This is a genomic window from Deinococcus pimensis DSM 21231 (assembly GCF_000519345.1).
GTDB lineage: Bacteria > Deinococcota > Deinococci > Deinococcales > Deinococcaceae > Deinococcus_A > Deinococcus_A pimensis.
This window is the reverse complement of the sequence record NZ_KI912628.1, coordinates 3,529-19,351: the sequence shown is the minus strand read 5'-3', so window position 1 is coordinate 19,351 and position 15,823 is coordinate 3,529. Positions and strand designations below refer to the sequence as shown.

15 protein-coding genes are annotated in these 15,823 nt (G+C 70.5%); 11 read left to right on the top strand and 4 right to left on the bottom strand.

The annotated features are described in order from the left end of the window. Positions 1-430: 430 nt before the first annotated feature. Positions 431-775 carry a GntR family transcriptional regulator gene (locus tag DEIPI_RS38850; RefSeq protein WP_027480886.1) on the bottom strand — a complete coding sequence of 115 codons (345 nt, stop codon included), beginning with the start codon at positions 773-775 and terminating at the stop codon, positions 431-433. Between the two features lie 21 nt (positions 776-796). Here DEIPI_RS38850 and DEIPI_RS0103615 point away from each other — a divergent pair, with 21 nt between their 5' ends. The 5 genes from DEIPI_RS0103615 to DEIPI_RS0103590 all read left to right on the top strand — a co-directional run bounded on the left by DEIPI_RS0103615 (position 797) and on the right by DEIPI_RS0103590 (position 6,317). Then, the gene (locus DEIPI_RS0103615; RefSeq protein ID WP_027480885.1) at positions 797-1,411 is read left to right on the top strand and encodes a pyridoxamine 5'-phosphate oxidase family protein; all 615 of its coding nucleotides are present in this window, start codon (positions 797-799) and stop codon (positions 1,409-1,411) included. Positions 1,412-1,507: 96 nt separating this feature from the next. Further along, positions 1,508-2,755 carry an aspartate aminotransferase family protein gene (locus DEIPI_RS0103610; protein WP_027480884.1) on the top strand — a complete coding sequence of 416 codons (1,248 nt, stop codon included), beginning with the start codon at positions 1,508-1,510 and terminating at the stop codon, positions 2,753-2,755. Between the two features lie 243 nt (positions 2,756-2,998). After that, complete coding sequence (locus DEIPI_RS0103605; RefSeq protein WP_027480883.1) at positions 2,999-4,732, top strand: S8 family serine peptidase; 1,734 nt, start codon at positions 2,999-3,001, stop codon at positions 4,730-4,732. Between the two features lie 241 nt (positions 4,733-4,973). Beyond that, entirely contained in the window at positions 4,974-5,321 is a 348-nt protein-coding gene (locus tag DEIPI_RS0103600) for an ArsC/Spx/MgsR family protein (protein ID WP_245588503.1), read from the top strand. Between the two features lie 168 nt (positions 5,322-5,489). Beyond that, positions 5,490-6,317, top strand: a complete 828-nt coding sequence (locus DEIPI_RS0103590; protein WP_027480881.1) for a DUF4384 domain-containing protein — start codon at positions 5,490-5,492, stop codon at positions 6,315-6,317. A gap of 54 nt (positions 6,318-6,371) precedes the next feature. Here DEIPI_RS0103590 and DEIPI_RS28210 read toward each other — a convergent pair whose 3' ends face one another. Further along, on the bottom strand, positions 6,372-7,346 hold the full coding sequence (locus tag DEIPI_RS28210; RefSeq protein ID WP_052351602.1) for a GNAT family N-acetyltransferase: 975 nt from the start codon (positions 7,344-7,346) through the stop codon (positions 6,372-6,374). Positions 7,347-7,424: 78 nt separating this feature from the next. Between DEIPI_RS28210 and DEIPI_RS28205 the strand changes: the two genes are divergently transcribed. Together DEIPI_RS28205 and DEIPI_RS0103575 are read left to right on the top strand one after the other, a co-directional pair. Then, a complete protein-coding gene (locus tag DEIPI_RS28205; RefSeq protein ID WP_084473927.1) occupies positions 7,425-8,594 on the top strand; it encodes a tryptophan 2,3-dioxygenase family protein in 1,170 nt (389 codons plus the stop codon). A 66-nt stretch (positions 8,595-8,660) separates the two neighbouring features. Further along, positions 8,661-9,581 carry a DUF4384 domain-containing protein gene (locus DEIPI_RS0103575; protein WP_027480880.1) on the top strand — a complete coding sequence of 307 codons (921 nt, stop codon included), beginning with the start codon at positions 8,661-8,663 and terminating at the stop codon, positions 9,579-9,581. 58 nt (positions 9,582-9,639) lie between these two features. Here the strand turns inward: DEIPI_RS0103575 and DEIPI_RS0103570 are convergent, their stop codons facing one another. Next, entirely contained in the window at positions 9,640-10,872 is a 1,233-nt protein-coding gene (locus DEIPI_RS0103570; protein ID WP_027480879.1) for an MFS transporter, read from the bottom strand. Between the two features lie 213 nt (positions 10,873-11,085). Here DEIPI_RS0103570 and DEIPI_RS0103565 point away from each other — a divergent pair, with 213 nt between their 5' ends. The 4 genes from DEIPI_RS0103565 to DEIPI_RS0103550 are packed head-to-tail and all read left to right on the top strand — an operon-like array spanning position 11,086 to position 15,586. Continuing rightward, positions 11,086-12,522 (top strand): ABC transporter substrate-binding protein, encoded by a 1,437-nt coding sequence (locus DEIPI_RS0103565; RefSeq protein ID WP_027480878.1) that lies wholly within the window; start codon positions 11,086-11,088, stop codon positions 12,520-12,522. Positions 12,523-12,532: 10 nt separating this feature from the next. Continuing rightward, a complete protein-coding gene (locus DEIPI_RS28200) occupies positions 12,533-13,456 on the top strand; it encodes a carbohydrate ABC transporter permease (RefSeq protein WP_084473925.1) in 924 nt (307 codons plus the stop codon). Further along, positions 13,453-14,334: a carbohydrate ABC transporter permease gene (locus DEIPI_RS0103555; RefSeq protein ID WP_245588502.1), complete on the top strand. Its 882-nt coding sequence runs from the start codon at positions 13,453-13,455 to the stop codon at positions 14,332-14,334. The genes DEIPI_RS28200 and DEIPI_RS0103555 overlap by 4 nt, the downstream gene beginning before the upstream one ends. Before the next feature lie 49 nt (positions 14,335-14,383). Next, on the top strand, positions 14,384-15,586 hold the full coding sequence (locus DEIPI_RS0103550) for an ABC transporter substrate-binding protein (protein WP_045233574.1): 1,203 nt from the start codon (positions 14,384-14,386) through the stop codon (positions 15,584-15,586). Between the two features lie 15 nt (positions 15,587-15,601). Here DEIPI_RS0103550 and DEIPI_RS38845 read toward each other — a convergent pair. Further along, on the bottom strand, positions 15,602-15,823 hold a 222-nt coding region (locus DEIPI_RS38845), incomplete at its 5' end, for a hypothetical protein (protein WP_027480875.1).

Genomic DNA, 15,823 nt, shown 5'->3' with positions numbered 1-15,823 from the left:
AGGTCCGCCACGCGCAGGCCGTCGTCGTCGACGTCGATCTCCAGCACGCGCGCGCCGCGCTCCTCCAGCGCCTGGCGCGCGGCGCGGTACCCGGGGTGCTCCCATCACGACGACGTCGCCGGGACGCAGCTACGGCCCGCGCGGCGAGGTTGAGTCCCTGCAGCGAGCCGTTTGGGACGAGGAGGTCGTCCGCCAGCACCCGCAGGCCACGCGAGCGCGTCACGAAGCCCGCGAGGACCTCCTGCAGCCGTGGCTCCCTGGCGGGATCGCTGTAGTCGTCGGGCGGGGGCGCGGCGGCCTCACGCCAGGCGGCGCGCCACGCGGTGAGGTCGAGTCCCTCCACGGACGGCTGCCCCAGCCGGAACTCCAGCAGGTGCGGCGTGGCCGGGCCGTCGCGGCGCAGCGGCGGGGCGTCGCGCAGCCAGCGTCCCTACGCCCCTCGCGGGGAGGGCAGCGCGGGAGGCGCGGCGACCCCCTCGCGGACCCGGGTGCCGGAGCCGTGTCGCGCCCGGACGTAGCCTTCCGCGTCGAGCTGCGCGTAGGCCTCCACGATGGTGCCGCGCGTCACGCCGAGCGTCGCGGCGAGCGCCCGGGAGGACGGCAGGGCTGTGCCCGGCGCGAGCCGACCCGACTGGATCGCCTCACGCAGCTGCCGCGCGAGCTGACGGGGCAGGGCCTCCGCGCCGCGCGTGAGGTCGAGGGGCAGGTCGAGGTCCGCGCGCGGCGCGAGTGGTCCCCGTGAACGGGGCGGAAGTGGTGCTTTCGATGGGTCCACTGTCTCCCCTAGCCTACTCCCATGAGCGAGCGCCCGAGCTACTACGATCCCGCCGTGACGCCCCTCACCCGCCAGCGTCGCCCCGCCAACCGCCGGGACGACGACTGGGTGCGGGCCTTCCTCGCGCGGGCCACCGTCGCGCACGTCGCGACCCGCTGGGACGACCAGCCCTTCGTGACGCCCACGACCTTCTGGTACGACGCGGAGAGGCACGAGCTCACCTTCCACTCCAACGTCGTGGGCCGCGTGCGCGCCAACAGCGAACGGCACGACGCCGTCTGCGTGGAGGTCAGCGAGTTCGGGCACCTGCTGCCCTCCAACGACGCCATCGAAATGTCCATCCAGTACCGCAGCGTCATGGTCTTCGGACGCGCCCGGCTCCTCACCGATCCCGACGAGGCGAGGCGGGCCCTCACCGGCCTCGTCGGGAAGTACTTCCCGGACCTGCGCGTCGGCGAGGAGATCCGGCCCATCCCGGACGAGCACCTGCGCCTCACCAGCGTGTACGCCGTCGCGGTGGACGCGTGGAGCGGCAAGGAGAACTGGAAGGACGCCGCCGACCAGACCGACGCGTGGCCTCCCCTGCCCCGTCCGGACAGCCGTCCCATTCCGCACCCGGGCGGCACGGTAGACTGAACCGACCACGCCCGGCTCCCACCGAGCCCCGCGCCACACGCCACCCAACCGCGCCCGGCCCGCTCCGCGCCGCCCGACCGCCCCAGGAGGAAAGACATGACCGCCACCCAGTCCAACACCCAGTCCAACTGGCTCGACACCGAGAACCGCCTCGACAGCGGCGTCTACAACAAGCACGCCGTCGTGATGGTGCGCGCCGAGAACGCCACCGTCTGGGACAGCGAGGGCCGCGCGTACATCGACTGCGTCGGCGGCTACGGCGTCGCCAACGTCGGCCACAGCAACCCCGACGTCGTCAAGGCCGTGCAGGAGCAGGCCGCCACCCTCATGGTGATGCCGCAGACCCTCCCCAACGACAAGCGCGCCGAGTTCCTCGAGGAACTCGTCAGCGTCCTGCCCGAAGGCCTGGAGCGCGTCTTCCTGTGCAACAGCGGCACCGAGGCGATGGAGGCCGCGAAGAAGTTCGCGGTGGCCGCCACGGGCCGCAGCAAGTTCATCGCGTTCAAGCGCGGCTTCAGCGGACGCACCCTCGGCGCGCTGAGCCTCACCTGGGAACCCAAGTACCGCGAGCCCTTCATGGGCGTCCTCGACCAGAACGTCAGCTTCGTCACGTACGGCAACGTCGAGGAACTCCGCGCCGCCGTCGACGCCGACACGGCCGCCGTCATCATGGAGCCCGTCCAGGGCGAGGGCGGCGTCCGCCCCGCCGACGTGGAGTTCATCCGCGCCGCGCGCGAGATCACCCGCGAGCAGGGCGCGCTGCTCATCCTCGACGAGATCCAGACGGGCTTCTGCCGCACCGGGAAGATGTTCGCGATGGAGCACGCGGGCGTCGTGCCCGACGGTGTCACCCTCGCCAAGGCCATGGCGGGCGGCGTGCCCATCGGCGCGTTCGCCATGACGCAGGACGTCGCGAACCGCATGCCCAAGGGCGGCCACGGCACCACCTTCGGCGGCAACCCCCTCGCCATGGCCGCCGGCATCGCCGCGATCCGCTTCATGAAGCGCGAGCGTCTCTGGGAGCAGGCCGAGGAGAAGGGCCGCTACTTCATGGACCGTCTGCGCGCCATCCCCAGCTCCAAGATCCGCGAGGTGCGCGGACAGGGTCTGATGATCGGCGTGGAGCTCAAGGAGAAGAGCGCGCCCTACATCACCGCCCTCGAACACGAGGAGGGCGTCCTGACCCTGCAGGCCACGCCGCTCGTCGTGCGCTTCCTCCCGCCCCTCACCATCAGCTACGAGCAGATCGATCAGGTCCTCGCGGCCTTCGAGCGCGTCCTGACCAGCGTCAATCCGCGCGAGGTGCCCGCCGCCGAGGTCCGGGAGGAGAAGCAGACGGAGTAACCCCGGGGCGTCCCCACGGACGCTCAAGGTCGGCTCAAGATCAACGTTCATTTGTCGGGAAACACGAGTGCCGGGGCTTCAAACGCTCCGGCACTCGTGTTCTGCACGGGTGCGCCACGGGAAGCGCCGTGAGAAACGTGTGGCGAAGTTCATATTTACGAGCCGGGAAACACTATCATTCAGACCGATCCAAATTCAGCCCGGGCCACCCTCGCAGAGGGCACGTCCACCCATGGAGACCTGATGAAGAAGTCCCTTCCCATCACCGCCCTCGGCGTCGCCCTCCTCTTCGCGGCCTGCGGACAGCAGACCACCGCCCCGTCCGCGTCCGGCACGAACGACGTCGGCGCGCTCGCCGCCGGCCCCACCTACGCCGTCGGCTTCGTCCGGGGACGCGGCGTCGACCGCAACGCCGTCCGCAACGCCGGCGGGACCATCTCGGACGAACTGCCCGAGATCGACGCGGCCATCGTCCGGCTGCCCGCCAAAGCCGTCGCGGCGCTGCGCAACAACCCCAACGTCGAATTCGTCGAGGAGAACGTCCAGCGCCGCGCGCTCGGCAACCCCAGCGCGCAGAGCGACGCGCCCGGCACCATCCCCGCCGCCACGACCACCGCCGCCACGACCGGCATCGACTGGCAGCCCAGCGGCGAGTACACCTACGGCGACGTCGCCCTCAACGTGCCCCAGATCCAGCAGCAGTACGGCAACACCAGCGCCGGGACCGGCATCGGCACCGCCGTCTGCGTCGGCGACACCGGCATCGACGCCACCCACCCCGAATTCGCCGGGCGACTCAAGGGCTTCAAGAACTTCGTCGCGGAGGCGCGCCGCGACGACCCCTACCAGCTCAACGACGTCGACCATCACGGCACGCACGTCAGCGGCACCATCTTCGCCCAGTACGGCCAGGGCACGGGCGGCAGAACGCTCACGGGCATGGACGCGAACGGCGTCGGCGGCGTCGCGCCCGGCGTGAACCTGTACATGGCCCGCGTCCTCGGCGACGACGGCAGCGGCAGCAGCGCCGAGGTCAGCCGCGGCGTCATGTGGTGCACCAAGCTCCTCAAGAACCAGGGCGGCTACGAGCAGCGCGTCGTCATCTCCCTCTCGCTCGGCTCCACCCAGCCCAGCCGCCTCGAGGCGCGCGCCTTCGCCAAGGCCATCGACGCGGGCGCGCTCGTCGTCGCCGCCGCCGGCAACGACGGCAACAACCTCCCCCACTACCCCTCCGACTACCCCGGCGTCGTCAAGGTCGGCGCGGTCGACAACCACGGCGGGCTCGCGAGCTTCAGCAACTACGGCAAGAACCAGACCCTCGTCGCGCCCGGCGTGAGCGTCCTCTCCACGGTGCCCGTCGGACAGGGCCTCGAGGCCAGCGCGAGCGTCCCGGACGCCGGCACCTACTCCAGCGTCATCGCCGCCGAGTTCGCCCGGGAGGGCGACGTCAGCGGTCAGGTCGTCGCCGCGAACTCCGGCGTGGCCTCCGACACGGGGAACCTCCTGTGCGGCGTCGGCACGGCCAACCCCGCGCTCAAGGGCAAGATCGCGCTCATCAGCCGCGGAAGCTGCAGCTTCGGCGAGAAGATCGACAATGCCGTCCGCAGCGGCGCGCTCGCCGCGATCATCTACAACAACGTCGACGAGGACCTCAACGCCACCCTCGGCAGCCAGAAGACCATCCCCGTCGTCGGCATCAACAAGGCGGACGGCCTGAGGACGCTCGCCGCCGCCCCCACCAACGGCCGCGTCGCGATCGTCCCCGCCGACTACGAGGCCTACAACGGCACCAGCATGGCCACCCCGCACGTCAGCGGCGCCGCCGCGCTCGTCTGGGCCGCCAAGCCGAACCTCACCGCCAGGCAGGTCATCGACCTGCTCACCGCCACCGCCACCGACCTCGGCCCCGCCGGACGCGACGACAAGTTCGGCTACGGCCTCGTCGACCCCCTCAAGGCCATCCAGGCTCAGAAGTAACGCACCAACGCACGTCCACAGGGAAGGCGCCCCGATCGGGGCGCCTTCCCCGTGGTGGGCCCCTCGCTTCTGCCCGGGGCGGTGACGTGTCTCTACAACTTATTTGGCGTCGTACGGACCGGGACGGCCCGGTCCTTCTGCCCGGGGCGGTGACGTGTCTCTACAACTTATTCGGCGTCGTACGGACCGGGACGGCCCGGTCCTTCTGCCTGGGGCGGTGACGTGTCTCTACAATCAGTGGGTGGAAGTACAGATCTTCGGCCTCAAGAAATCCGCCGCCACCCGCGCTGCCGAGCGGTTCTTCAAGGAGCGGCGCGTGAAGATCCACTTCGTGGACCTCGCGCAGCGGCCCATCGCGAAGGGCGAGCTGGGGCGCTTCACGCAGAAGTTCGGCCTCACCGCCCTGCTGGACCTGGAGGGCAAGGCGTACGAGCGGCTCAACCTCGGCTACCTGCGCCTCACGGAGGAGGGCCTCACGCAGCGCGTCATGGACAACCCGGAGGTGCTGCGTCTGCCGCTCGTGCGGATGGGCAAGCACCTGAGCTACGGCGAGGCGCTGGAGGACTGGAAGGCGTGGATGGCCCCATGAGTGCAGAGACGCGCTGACGGCCATGATGTGGGCGCACGGGCGCGTCAGCCTCACGGCATCCACCGCTCATGGAGCGTGCAGGGCGTGAGCGGCGCCTGAGCCGCGCGGGAAGGTCGGATGACGATACGAGTCAGGGGCAGGTCAGTGCCGGGCGTCACCATGACGTCCATGAACAAGCTCCTGCTCCTTCCCCTCGCGCTCCTCGCGAGCGCCGCGTCCGCCCAGAAGGTCAGCGCCCAGAGCATCATCGTGAACCCCACCGAGCCGGACCTGCAGGTCAAGGTCTGGACGGACCGCGACGCGACCGGCGAGAAGACGCCCGGCTACGCCGTCGGTGATCACATCCGCATCTACACCAGCGTCAATCAGGACGCCTACGTGTACCTGTTCAACGTCAACCCGGACGGCAGCATCAACCAGATCCTCCCGAACCGCTTCGCGAACGGCGCGAACTTCGTCAAGGCGAACACCGTCAAGCAGTTCCCCGACGCGAAGGACAAGTTCACCTTCGACATCGTGGGCGCCAACGGGCTCAACAAGGTCCTCGCGCTCGCCAGCAAGACCGAGCTGAACCTCGACCAGATCAGCTCCTTCAAGAGCGGCGAGCCCTTCGCGACCGTCACGGTGCGCGGCGAGCAGAAGCTCGCGCAGGCCCTCAGCATCGTCGTGAAGGAGGTCAGGCAGGACGCCTGGGTGACGGACACCGCCGCGTACCGCACCGTGCAGGGCCGCGCGGGCTTCACGCCCCTGCCCCAGGCCCGCTCGGGCGTGAGGAGCACCTGGAAGGCGACCTTCTCCTCGGACCGCAACCTCAAGCAGGTGAACGAGTTCTACACGGGTCAGCTCGCGCAGCAGGGCTTCGAGGTGAGCACCACCACCACCACGCGTGGCCGCGTCGTGAGCAGGTACGAGACCCAGGACGGCGGCGCCGCCACCCTCACGGTCGTGCAGAGCAAGCCCGGCGCGTACGTCGTGACGGTCGTCCGCGAACTGTAGGTCGAAACGGGTGGAGGGCGCTTCCCGGGCGGGAAGCGCCCTCCTCGCCGTGCGTCACACGTCCGTGGTGACGTTCACCCAGGCGGGTTCCTTCACGAAGCCCATCGCCTCGTTGATGGACAGCATGGGCCGGTTCACGCCGTGGTTCATCGTGCGGACGAAGTGGTGACCGCGCTCGCGCGCGTACGCGGCGGCGGCGAGCTTGAGGGTCTGCGCGACGCCCAGACGGCGCCAGGGGCGGCGCACCGCGGTCAGGCCGGTCTGCACGGTGTGCGGACGGCTGGAGCGCAGCAGCTCCGTCACGCCGACGATCTCCTCTCCGTCGAAGGCGAGGAAGGTCCCGTCCGTGAGGAGGTTCGGGCTGAGCCGGGCGCGGCGCAGCCACAGCTCGAAGGGCCACGGCTCGAAGGGGCGCGCGGCGGGCACGTCGGCGAGCATCTCGACCGTCGCGTCGTAGTGGCGGCGCATGAACGTCTCGTCGCCCGGCGTGTCCGTCAGCGCCCGCAGGGTGATGCCGTGCTCGCGCGAGCGGGCCACGAAGCTCCCGAAGCGCGCGGGGTCGAAGGCGCGCACGTCCAGAACGGAGCCCCACATGCGGTCGAGCTCGCGGAAGCCGTGCCGGAGGTAGAAGGCGAGCAGGGCGTCGTCCTCACGGGCGCCCGCGTCGAGCGTGGAGAAGCCCAGGGCGCGGGTGCGGTCCAGCGCGTGCGCGAGCAGGCGCTCCTCGTGGCCCTGCCCACGCTGCCCGGGCAGCACGCTGAGCCGCACCGAGAGGCGATCCGAGCCGCCCGAGCGGGGCGTGCCGAGGTCGTACGCGGCGACGGGGTCGTCGCCGTCCAGGAGCAGCATGCGCTCGTGGACCTCGCCCGGCGCCCGGCCCTCGCGTTCGAGACGCAGGTCCTCGGCGGTCGTGGGACGGTCGGGCGTCTCGGCGGTGAGCAGGGCGGCGTACGCGGCGTCGTCCTCCGACGAGGCGGGGCGCATGAACACGTTCCTCGTGGAAACGTCGGTGCGGGAATCCTGGTCCATGCATCATGCTGCCGCACGCGTGGAGCGCACACATCGGCACTTCGGCGCATCCTCGGGTGCGCGCGGTACCGTTGGAGCATGACCCGAGACGACGACACCCGCGCGGCGGTGCCCGCGAAACCCACGATGTACTGGGACTACGTGAAGGTGGAGGAGCTCCTCTCGCTGCAGGGCGGCCTCGCCGGGAGCGACGCGGAGCTCTCCAACGACGAGGTGATGTTCATCGTGGTGCATCAGGTGGACGAGCTGTGGTTCAAGCTCGCGCTGCGCGAGCTCGCGAGCGTGCGTGACCTCTTCGCGCGTCCGCGCGTGCCCGAGCAGGCCCTCGCGAGCGCCGCGCGCGGGCTGCGGCGCGTGACGGTGCTCTTCGGGCGGCTCTCCGACCACTTCGAGCTGATGGAGACCCTCACGACGCGTGACTACCTCGCGTTCCGCGACAAGCTCAGCCCCGCCAGCGGCTTCCAGAGCGCCCAGCTGCGCGAGATCGAGCTCGTCCTCGGCCTCGACGACGCGCAGCGCATCCCGCTGGGGCACGAGGGGCACTACGCGCGGGCGCTGCGCCACCCGGACGGCTCCGCGTCGCCCGCGTCCGAACGGGTGGAGGCGCGGCTGCGGGACGCGGGCAGCCTGCGGGACGCGATCGGCGCGTGGCTGTACCGCACGCCCATCCAGGGCAGCACCCCCGACGAGCCCGGCGACGAGGACGTCGTGACGGGCTTCCTGGGGGAGTACCTCGCGGCGATCGAGGCGGAGAGCGCCACCTTCACGGACCTCGGCGTGGCGAGCGCCCTCACGCCCGAGGACGCCGAGCGCCTCCGCGGACGGCACGCGCGGACCGTGGAGAGCGCGCGCGCGTACCTCCATGCCGAGGACGTCCCGGTGGAGGACCGCGCGCGTGCCCGGCGCGTGCGGGCCGCGCTGGTGTTCATCGAGAGCTACCGCGAACTGCCCCTGCTGGCGTGGCCGCGCGAGGTGCTCGACGCGCTCATCGCGATGGAGCAGGCGATGGTGCTGTTCCGCTCCCGGCACGCGCGGATGGTGGAGCGCGTCATCGGGCGCCGGACGGGGACGGGCGGCTCGGCGGGCGTGGACTACCTCGACCAGACGGCCCTGCGTTACCGCGTCTTCGGGGACGTGTGGGCCACGCGGACCCTGCTGCTGCGCGAGGACGCCCTGCCGCCCCTGCGGCGTGCGGACCGCTACGTGGTGACGCCCGAAGCTGACGCGGCGCGTCATGAGCCCGTCTGAGAGGAACAGGTGATTTCTGAGGCGCGGCGTCAGGCGTTCGTCAGTGACGGGAAGCACACTACGGCCATGAACAAGCTCCTGCTTCCCGCCCTGCTCCTCCTCGGTACCGCCTCCGCCGCGCCCCGCGTCAGCGCGCAGAGCATCATCGTGAACCCCACCCAGCCCGACCTGCAGGTCCGCGTCTGGACGGACCGCGACCCCAGCGGCCAGGGCACCCCGAACTACGCCGTCGGCGACCGCATCCGCCTCTACACCAGCGTCAACGACGACGCCTACGTGTACCTGTTCAACGTCAACCCGGACGGCAGCATCGACCAGATCCTCCCGAACCGCTACGCGTCGGGCGCGAACTTCGTCAAGGCGAACACCGTCAAGCAGTTCCCCGCCGCGGGTGACCGCTTCACCTTCGACATCAGCGGCCCCTACGGCGTGAACAAGGTCCTCGCGCTGGCCAGCAAGACGCCGCTGGACCTCAACCAGGTCAGCTCCTTCAAGAGCGGGCAGCCCTTCGCGCAGGTGAACGTGTCGGGCCAGGAGAAGTTCGCGCAGGCGCTGAGCATCGTCGTGAACCCCATCCCGGACGACAACTGGGTCACGGACACCGCGTACTACAACGTCGCGGGCGGCAACGTCGTCCGTCCCCAGCCGCAGCCCCCGGTGGTCGTCACGCCCGCCCCGGCGCCCACGCGTCCCAACCCGATCATCAGCATCGGCATCGACATCACCATCCGTCCCTTCAGCGGCGCGCAGGACGTGCGCACCTACAACACCGAGGGCGGCAGCCGCATCGAGTTCACCGCGAACTCCCGCCTGGAGACGGTCTTCAACTCCTACAACGACCAGCTCGTCAGCCAGGGCTACACCCTGCGCAGCCGCGAGAACCGCGGCGACCGCATCGAGGGCCGTTACGTCAAGGGCCGCCAGCAGGCCACCCTGGAAGTCCGCCAGAACGCCAGCGGCCGCTTCGAGGTCGAGATCAGCAAGTAAGGCACGGCAGGGAAACCGCCAGGCTCCGAGAGGAGACCTGGCGGTCGTTCGTTTCAGGCTAGCTGACCTCGCGTCCTGGCGAGTTCCAGAGCAGTGCGAGGAGAAGTCCCGCACCGCAGATGGGAGCGGCCATGACGGTCAACGACGTCGCCGTGGCGCCGACCGCGACGGAGGAGGTGACGAACTGGCCCGCGACCATCGCGGTGGCCTTCGTTCGGCCGCGCACGTCGCTCGGAGCTTCGTGCGTGATCGCGTTGTCCAGCCACAACCATGGGAACTCGCCCAGGACGGCATAGACGACGAGGAGGCCGAACACGACGCCCACCGTGTGAAGTTCCGCTCCCCGTACGGACAGGACCAGCGTGACGATCGCCAGTCCGGCCGCGCCCAGCCGGGCGAGGTGAAGGGACATCCCGGGCCGTCGCGGACGGATGAGCCGAGCCGCGAGAAACGACCCGAGCCAAGCGCCGAGCGTGGTCGCGAGCGCCGCCGTGGCTGCGGCGCGATCAGGCTGAACGATGGAAATGACGGCGGGTCGCAGCACCTCCGCCATTCCCCACATGAGGTAGCAGATCACCAGGGGAACGAGGCGGCGCGGCCCCAGCACCCACCTCAGGGGAACGAGGTAGCCCGCGCGGTAGGCGTCGAGCAGCCCACGCGCCGTCACCTCACGGTTCACACTCCCTCTGAGCACGTTCATGCCCAGGATGCCCACGAGGGCGTAGGTGAGCGCGTCGAACAGGGCGAAGCCGCCCAGCCCGACCTGGGGCAACGCGAGGCCGACGAGGACGGCGGTGAGCCGCGCCGCGTTGGTCGCGTTCGCCTTGAGCGCGTTGACGCGCTTCCTCTCCTCGGGCTGCGTGACCTCCGAGGTGAGGGCGCGGCTGAAGGCCGCGTCCAGCGTCAGCGTGACGACCGCGCCGACCAGCGAGAGGGCCGACCAGAGCCCGAGCGACGCGCCCGGCGCGCGCGCGAAGGTGAGGTCGAGGGCGACCGCGATTCCGGCCGTGACCGCCGCCATCCACCGCTGCGGCAGACGGTCCGCGAGCGGACCCGCGAGGAGGTTCGCGAGCGCCCTCGGAAGGAACGTCGCGAACTTGGCCTGTGCGGCGGCGGCGACGCCGACCGCGAGGAGCGCTCCTGTTCCGGCGCCCCCACCACGCCGCCCGGCCTCGATCGCCCGGTCCACGACCGAGAAGTCGAGAAGGGCCGTTCCCAGCGCGTTGACGCTGTACAGCCCGACGATCCGGGCCCAGGCGGGCAGGGACGGAAAGCGAGAATGAAAAGTCATGAACTGTCATGCTCCAGAACTCAACACCCTCAGCCTAGGCTGCGCCACCGCCGCCCCGCGTCGAAACCCACCGGACGACGCGCCCCCTCCCTCAGCGGCCGTTCACGGGAGCTTCAGGCGGTCTTGAGATGGTGTGATGCGCTCAAAGCCCTTCGCGGGAGGATTCGTTAGGGTCACGTCATCACCTCAGACCCGACGCCCCCCGGAGGAACCATGAAGCGAGTCCTGACCCTCTCTTCCCTGCTGCTCGTCTGCGCCGCCTCGGCCGCGCCCGGCGCTTGGCGCGGCACCATCACGATGTACGTCCAGGAGTACACGCCGAACTGGCCGGGCGTGAAGAAGGAGAGCCAGCTCAAGGTCTTCCAGAGCATCGCGGACGAGTACCAGAAGAAGTATCCGGGCATGAAGATCAGGTTCAGCACGGTGCCCGTGCCGGACAACGACACGAACATCCGCGTGAAGGCCGCCGCCGGGGAGCTCTTCGACATCTACTGGGCGCAGGCGGCGAGCCTCAACAGCACCCTCCCGAAGAACGTGGCGCTCGACCTCTCGAAGGCCTTCGATCAGCCCAACCCGTACATTCCGGGGAACAAGGCCTGGAAGGACGTGATGAGCCCCAGCGTGCTGGCCGAGAGCCGCGCCCCGAACGGCGCGGTGTACGTCCTGAGCGGTGACGAGGTGGCCTACACGATCTTCTACAACAAGGACCTCTTCAAGAAGGCGGGCCTCACGAAGGCGCCCACGAGCTTCTCGGAGCTCGTCGCCGACTCGAAGAAGCTCAAGGCGGCCGGGATCGCCCCGTTCCACGCGGTGCCCGCCTACCCGTGGTGGAGCACGTACTTCCTGTCGGACCTGTACAGCCGGGACTACGCGAAGCTCGCGGGCTTCGACGGGCAGCCGGGCTTCTCGGCGCTGGACGAGGTCGTCGCGATCCACAAGGGCGTCCTCAGCCCGAAGGACGACCGCTTCATGTCGTGGTGGCCGAAGTTCAAGGAACTGACGGACCTGTGGCCGCGCGACTACCTCACGCTGGACGTCGGCAAGAACTACGACGCGTTCAATCAGGACTTCGTGGGCGGCAAGTCCGCGATGGCCTTCGAGGGCAGTTACTCCGCGCGGACCCTCAAGGACCTCGGCGCGAAGTTCGAGGTGGGCGCGTTCAACTTCCCGAAGCTCACGAAGAACGAGAGTCCACTCGCGACGGGCGCGAACGTCGCGAACGCGTTCGGCGGCACGGGCTCCTTCCAGTTCGCGATCAGCACGCCGCTCGCGAACAAGACGATGCGGGAGAAGGGCAAGCAGGAGGCCGTGCTGGACTGGATGCGCTTCTTCGGCACGCCGCGGAACCTGCAGCGGCTCACGGCGGAGAACGGCAGCTACGCGCCCACGTGGAAGGGCACGACGCCGAAGCTCGCGCTGGACTTCGACAGTTCCGCCATCAAGGCGCAGATCGGGCGTCCGCGCCGCGCCGTGAACGTCGGGAACGCCGCGCCGAACCTCGGGTGGGTGGACATGCAGCGCATCTTCGGGCTGTACCTGTCGGGGAACCTGACGCTGGACGCCGCGAAGAAACAGGTGCAGACCCTGCTCGACCGCGCCGCGGCGGACTACGCCCGCAAGAACCGCGTGGACCTCGCGAAGTACGACTGAGCCGGGCGTCATGACCGTCCCCGTCTCACCCCGACCGCCGACCGACCGCTCCCTCCGGCGGCTGCGTCGGCTGCGGAGCGGCTGGCCCGCGTACCTGTTCCTGCTGCCCGCCCTGCTGCTGGTGGCGTACTTCTCGTACTTCCCGGCGTACCTCGCGGTGACGCGCGCCTTCACGGACTGGGACGGCCTGAACGTGGGCGGCTTCACGGGTCTGGAGAACTTCCGCCGCGCCGTCACGGATCCCGTGATGGGCGAGGCGACGCGCAACATGCTCGTGTGGGTGGCGCTGGGCCTCGTGCTGGCCCTCGTGCCTCCCCTGCTGGTGGCCGAGCTGATCTTCCACCTGCGCGGTCGGCGGCGGCAGTACGCGTACCGGACGCTGTTCGTCGCGCCGATCGTGATTCCGTCGCTGGTGCTGCTGCTGGTGTGGGGCACCTTCTACCGCAGCGACGGCCTGATCAACACGCTGCTCTCGGCGGTGGGTCTGGGCGGGTGGCGGCACGACTGGCTGAGCGATCCCGGCACGGCGCTCTACAGCCTGATCTTCCTGGGCTTCCCGTACGTGGACGCGTTCAGCCTGCTGCTGCTGTACGCGGGCCTGCAGAACATCCCGCAGGACGTGTTCGAGGCGGCGCGGCTCGACGGCGCGACGGGCTGGCGGCGCGTGGCGCGCGTGGACCTGCCGCTGCTGCGCCCTCAGCTGGGCCTGATCGCGCTGCTCTCCGTCATCGGGAACATGCAGTACTTCGTGTCGCCGCTGGTGCTGACGTCGGGCGGGCCGGGCTTCGCGACGACCGTCCCGGCCCTCTTGATGTACACCACCGCGACCCGCTCGGGCGAGTACGGGTACGCGATGGCGGTGGCGGTGCTGCTGATGGTGGCGGTGGCGCTCCTGACGGCCGCGTCCCGGCTGATGAGCCGGAGGGCGTCTTGAGCGCGTCGGGGCTGCCGGGCCGCGTGGCGCCGCGTGCGGCGCGGCGCTCCACGTGGTCCGCGGCGGAGGTGGCGCGGCAGGCCACGCTGCTGCTGCTGGGTCTGCTCGCGCTCTTCCCGATGTACTTCACGCTGATCAACTCCCTGAAGAGCCCCACGCAGTACGCGCGCAACCTGCTGGACCTGCCCGTGCCGCCCCACCCGGAGAACTACGCGTCGGCGTGGGCGCAGATCCAGGGTCCCCTGGTGAATTCGGTGGTGGTGACGCTCGTGAGCGTCCTCGCGACGGTGCTGTTCGCGGCGCTCGCGGCGTACGCGTTCGCGCTGATGGACTTCCCGGGCCGCCACCTGCTGTTCGCGCTGACGTTCGCGCTGCTGCTCGTGCCGGAGTTCCTGACGCTGATCCCGCTGTACGTGCAGGTGCGCTCGCTGCCCGTGCCTGACCCGCTGCTCGCGCTGATCCTGCCGACGGTCGCGATCGGGCAGCCCTTCGCGATCCTGGTGATGCGCGCCGCGTTCGAGCGCGTCCCGCGTGAGCTGCTGGAGGCCGCGCGGATCGACGGGGCGGGGCACGCGGTGCTGCTCGCGCGGGTGGTGCTGCCGGTCACGCTGCCGGTGCTGGTGAGCGTGGCGGTCATCCGGCTCGTGCCGGTCTGGAACGAGTACCTGCTGCCGTCGCTGGTGCTGCCGCCGGACCGGGTGACGCTGCCCGTGGCGCTCGTGACCTTCCAGGGGAGCGGCGCGTCGGGCGCGGGCGCCCCGAACTACGGCGCGCTGATGGCGGCGTACGTGCTGTCGGCGTTGCCGCTGGTGGCGCTGTTCGCGTTCCTGATGCGGTACTACGTGCAGGGCGTCACGTCGGGCGGGGTGAAGGGCTGACCTCGCCGCCCACGTTCGAGTCAGGATGGTGCTCTAGATTGAGAGCGTCATGATTTCCCGTGCCCTGCTCGTCTCGCTCGTCCTGAGCGCCTGCGGCGCCGCGTCGGCCGCGCCCGTCAAGATCACGTTCTGGCACTCCATGGACGGCGTCGCCGATCTCGTGGAGAAGTTCGCGGACGACTTCAACCGCTCGCAGGACCAGTACGAGGTGGTGCCGTCCGTGGTGGGCAACTACCGCGAGGCGGAACCGAAACTGCTCGCGGCGGTGAAGGCCGGGAAGGAACCCGTGATGTTCCAGGCGGAGCTCACGTTCTTCCCGAAGCTCGCGGCGGACGGCCTGCTCGCGAACCTCGACCGCTTCGAGAAGTCCTTCGGGCCGGACTTCGCGCGGGACTTCTACCCGGCGCTCTGGGCGGGCGGCGAGGTGGGCGGCGTGCGCTACGGCCTGCCGTGGAACGTGAGCGTCCCCGTGATGTACTACAACGCGGGCGCGCTGCGCCGCGCGGGCGTGGGCGCCCCGAGGACGCTCGCGGACCTGGAGGCGGCGGCCCGCAAGCTCGGCGGGCGCGGGAAGAAGCCGCTCTTGACGGTCGCGGACGCCTGGACCTTCGAGAGCCTCGTCGCGGCGCAGGGCGGGAGCGTCACGAGGGACGGGAAGCCGAACTTCACGTCCCCGGAGGTGGTCGCCGCGCTGGACCTGCTCGCGCGGATGGTGCAGCAGGGCACGGCGGTGGGCCGCACGCTGGACGAGGCGCCGCGCGCCGCGTTCGACTTCGCGCGCGGGCAGAACAGCCTCGTGTTCGCGAGCGTGGCGAACTGGCCGGACTTCCAGAAGCTCGCGCTGCTGTTCGAGCTGGGCGGCGCGCCGATGCCCTGCGCGCAGAAATGCGCGGTGTCGGTGGGCGGCGCGAACGTGGTGGTCCTGAAGAGCGCGTCGGCGCAGGAGCAGGCGGGCGCGGTGGCGTTCTGGAAGTACCTGATGGAGCCCGCGAACCTGCGCACGTGGGTGGAGCGGACGTTCTACGTGGCGCCGCGCCGCAGCGTGCAGGGGCAGCTCGCGGACTTCTACGCGAAGAACCCGTACCGCGCGGCGGCCTTCGCGCAGCTCGACAGCGCGGTGCCCCGTCCGAAGGAGCCGGGGTACGCGCTGTGGCGCCTCGATCTGGAGGAGGCCATCTCGAAGGCGACGCGGGGCGGGGTGCCCGCGCGGCAGGCGCTGGAGGAGGCGCAGCGAAAGGCCCTGGCGCGCTGAGCGGCGGGGGCCGCCTCAGCGGCCCCGCAGGGTCCCGAGGAGCCGTTCGAGCGGCGTGGGCGGCGCGATGTTCGCCGAGACGAACGCCTCGGCGGCGCTCCACATGCGCGGCGTGCTGGTGTGCCCGAGGTCCGTGTAGACGAGCAGCACGTCGCGGTGACGCAGGGCGGGCAGCCTTCCCAGGGGCCGTTCGCCCGCGCAGCGCCGCCAGGGCTTGTCGGGCGTGGCGGAGGGCTG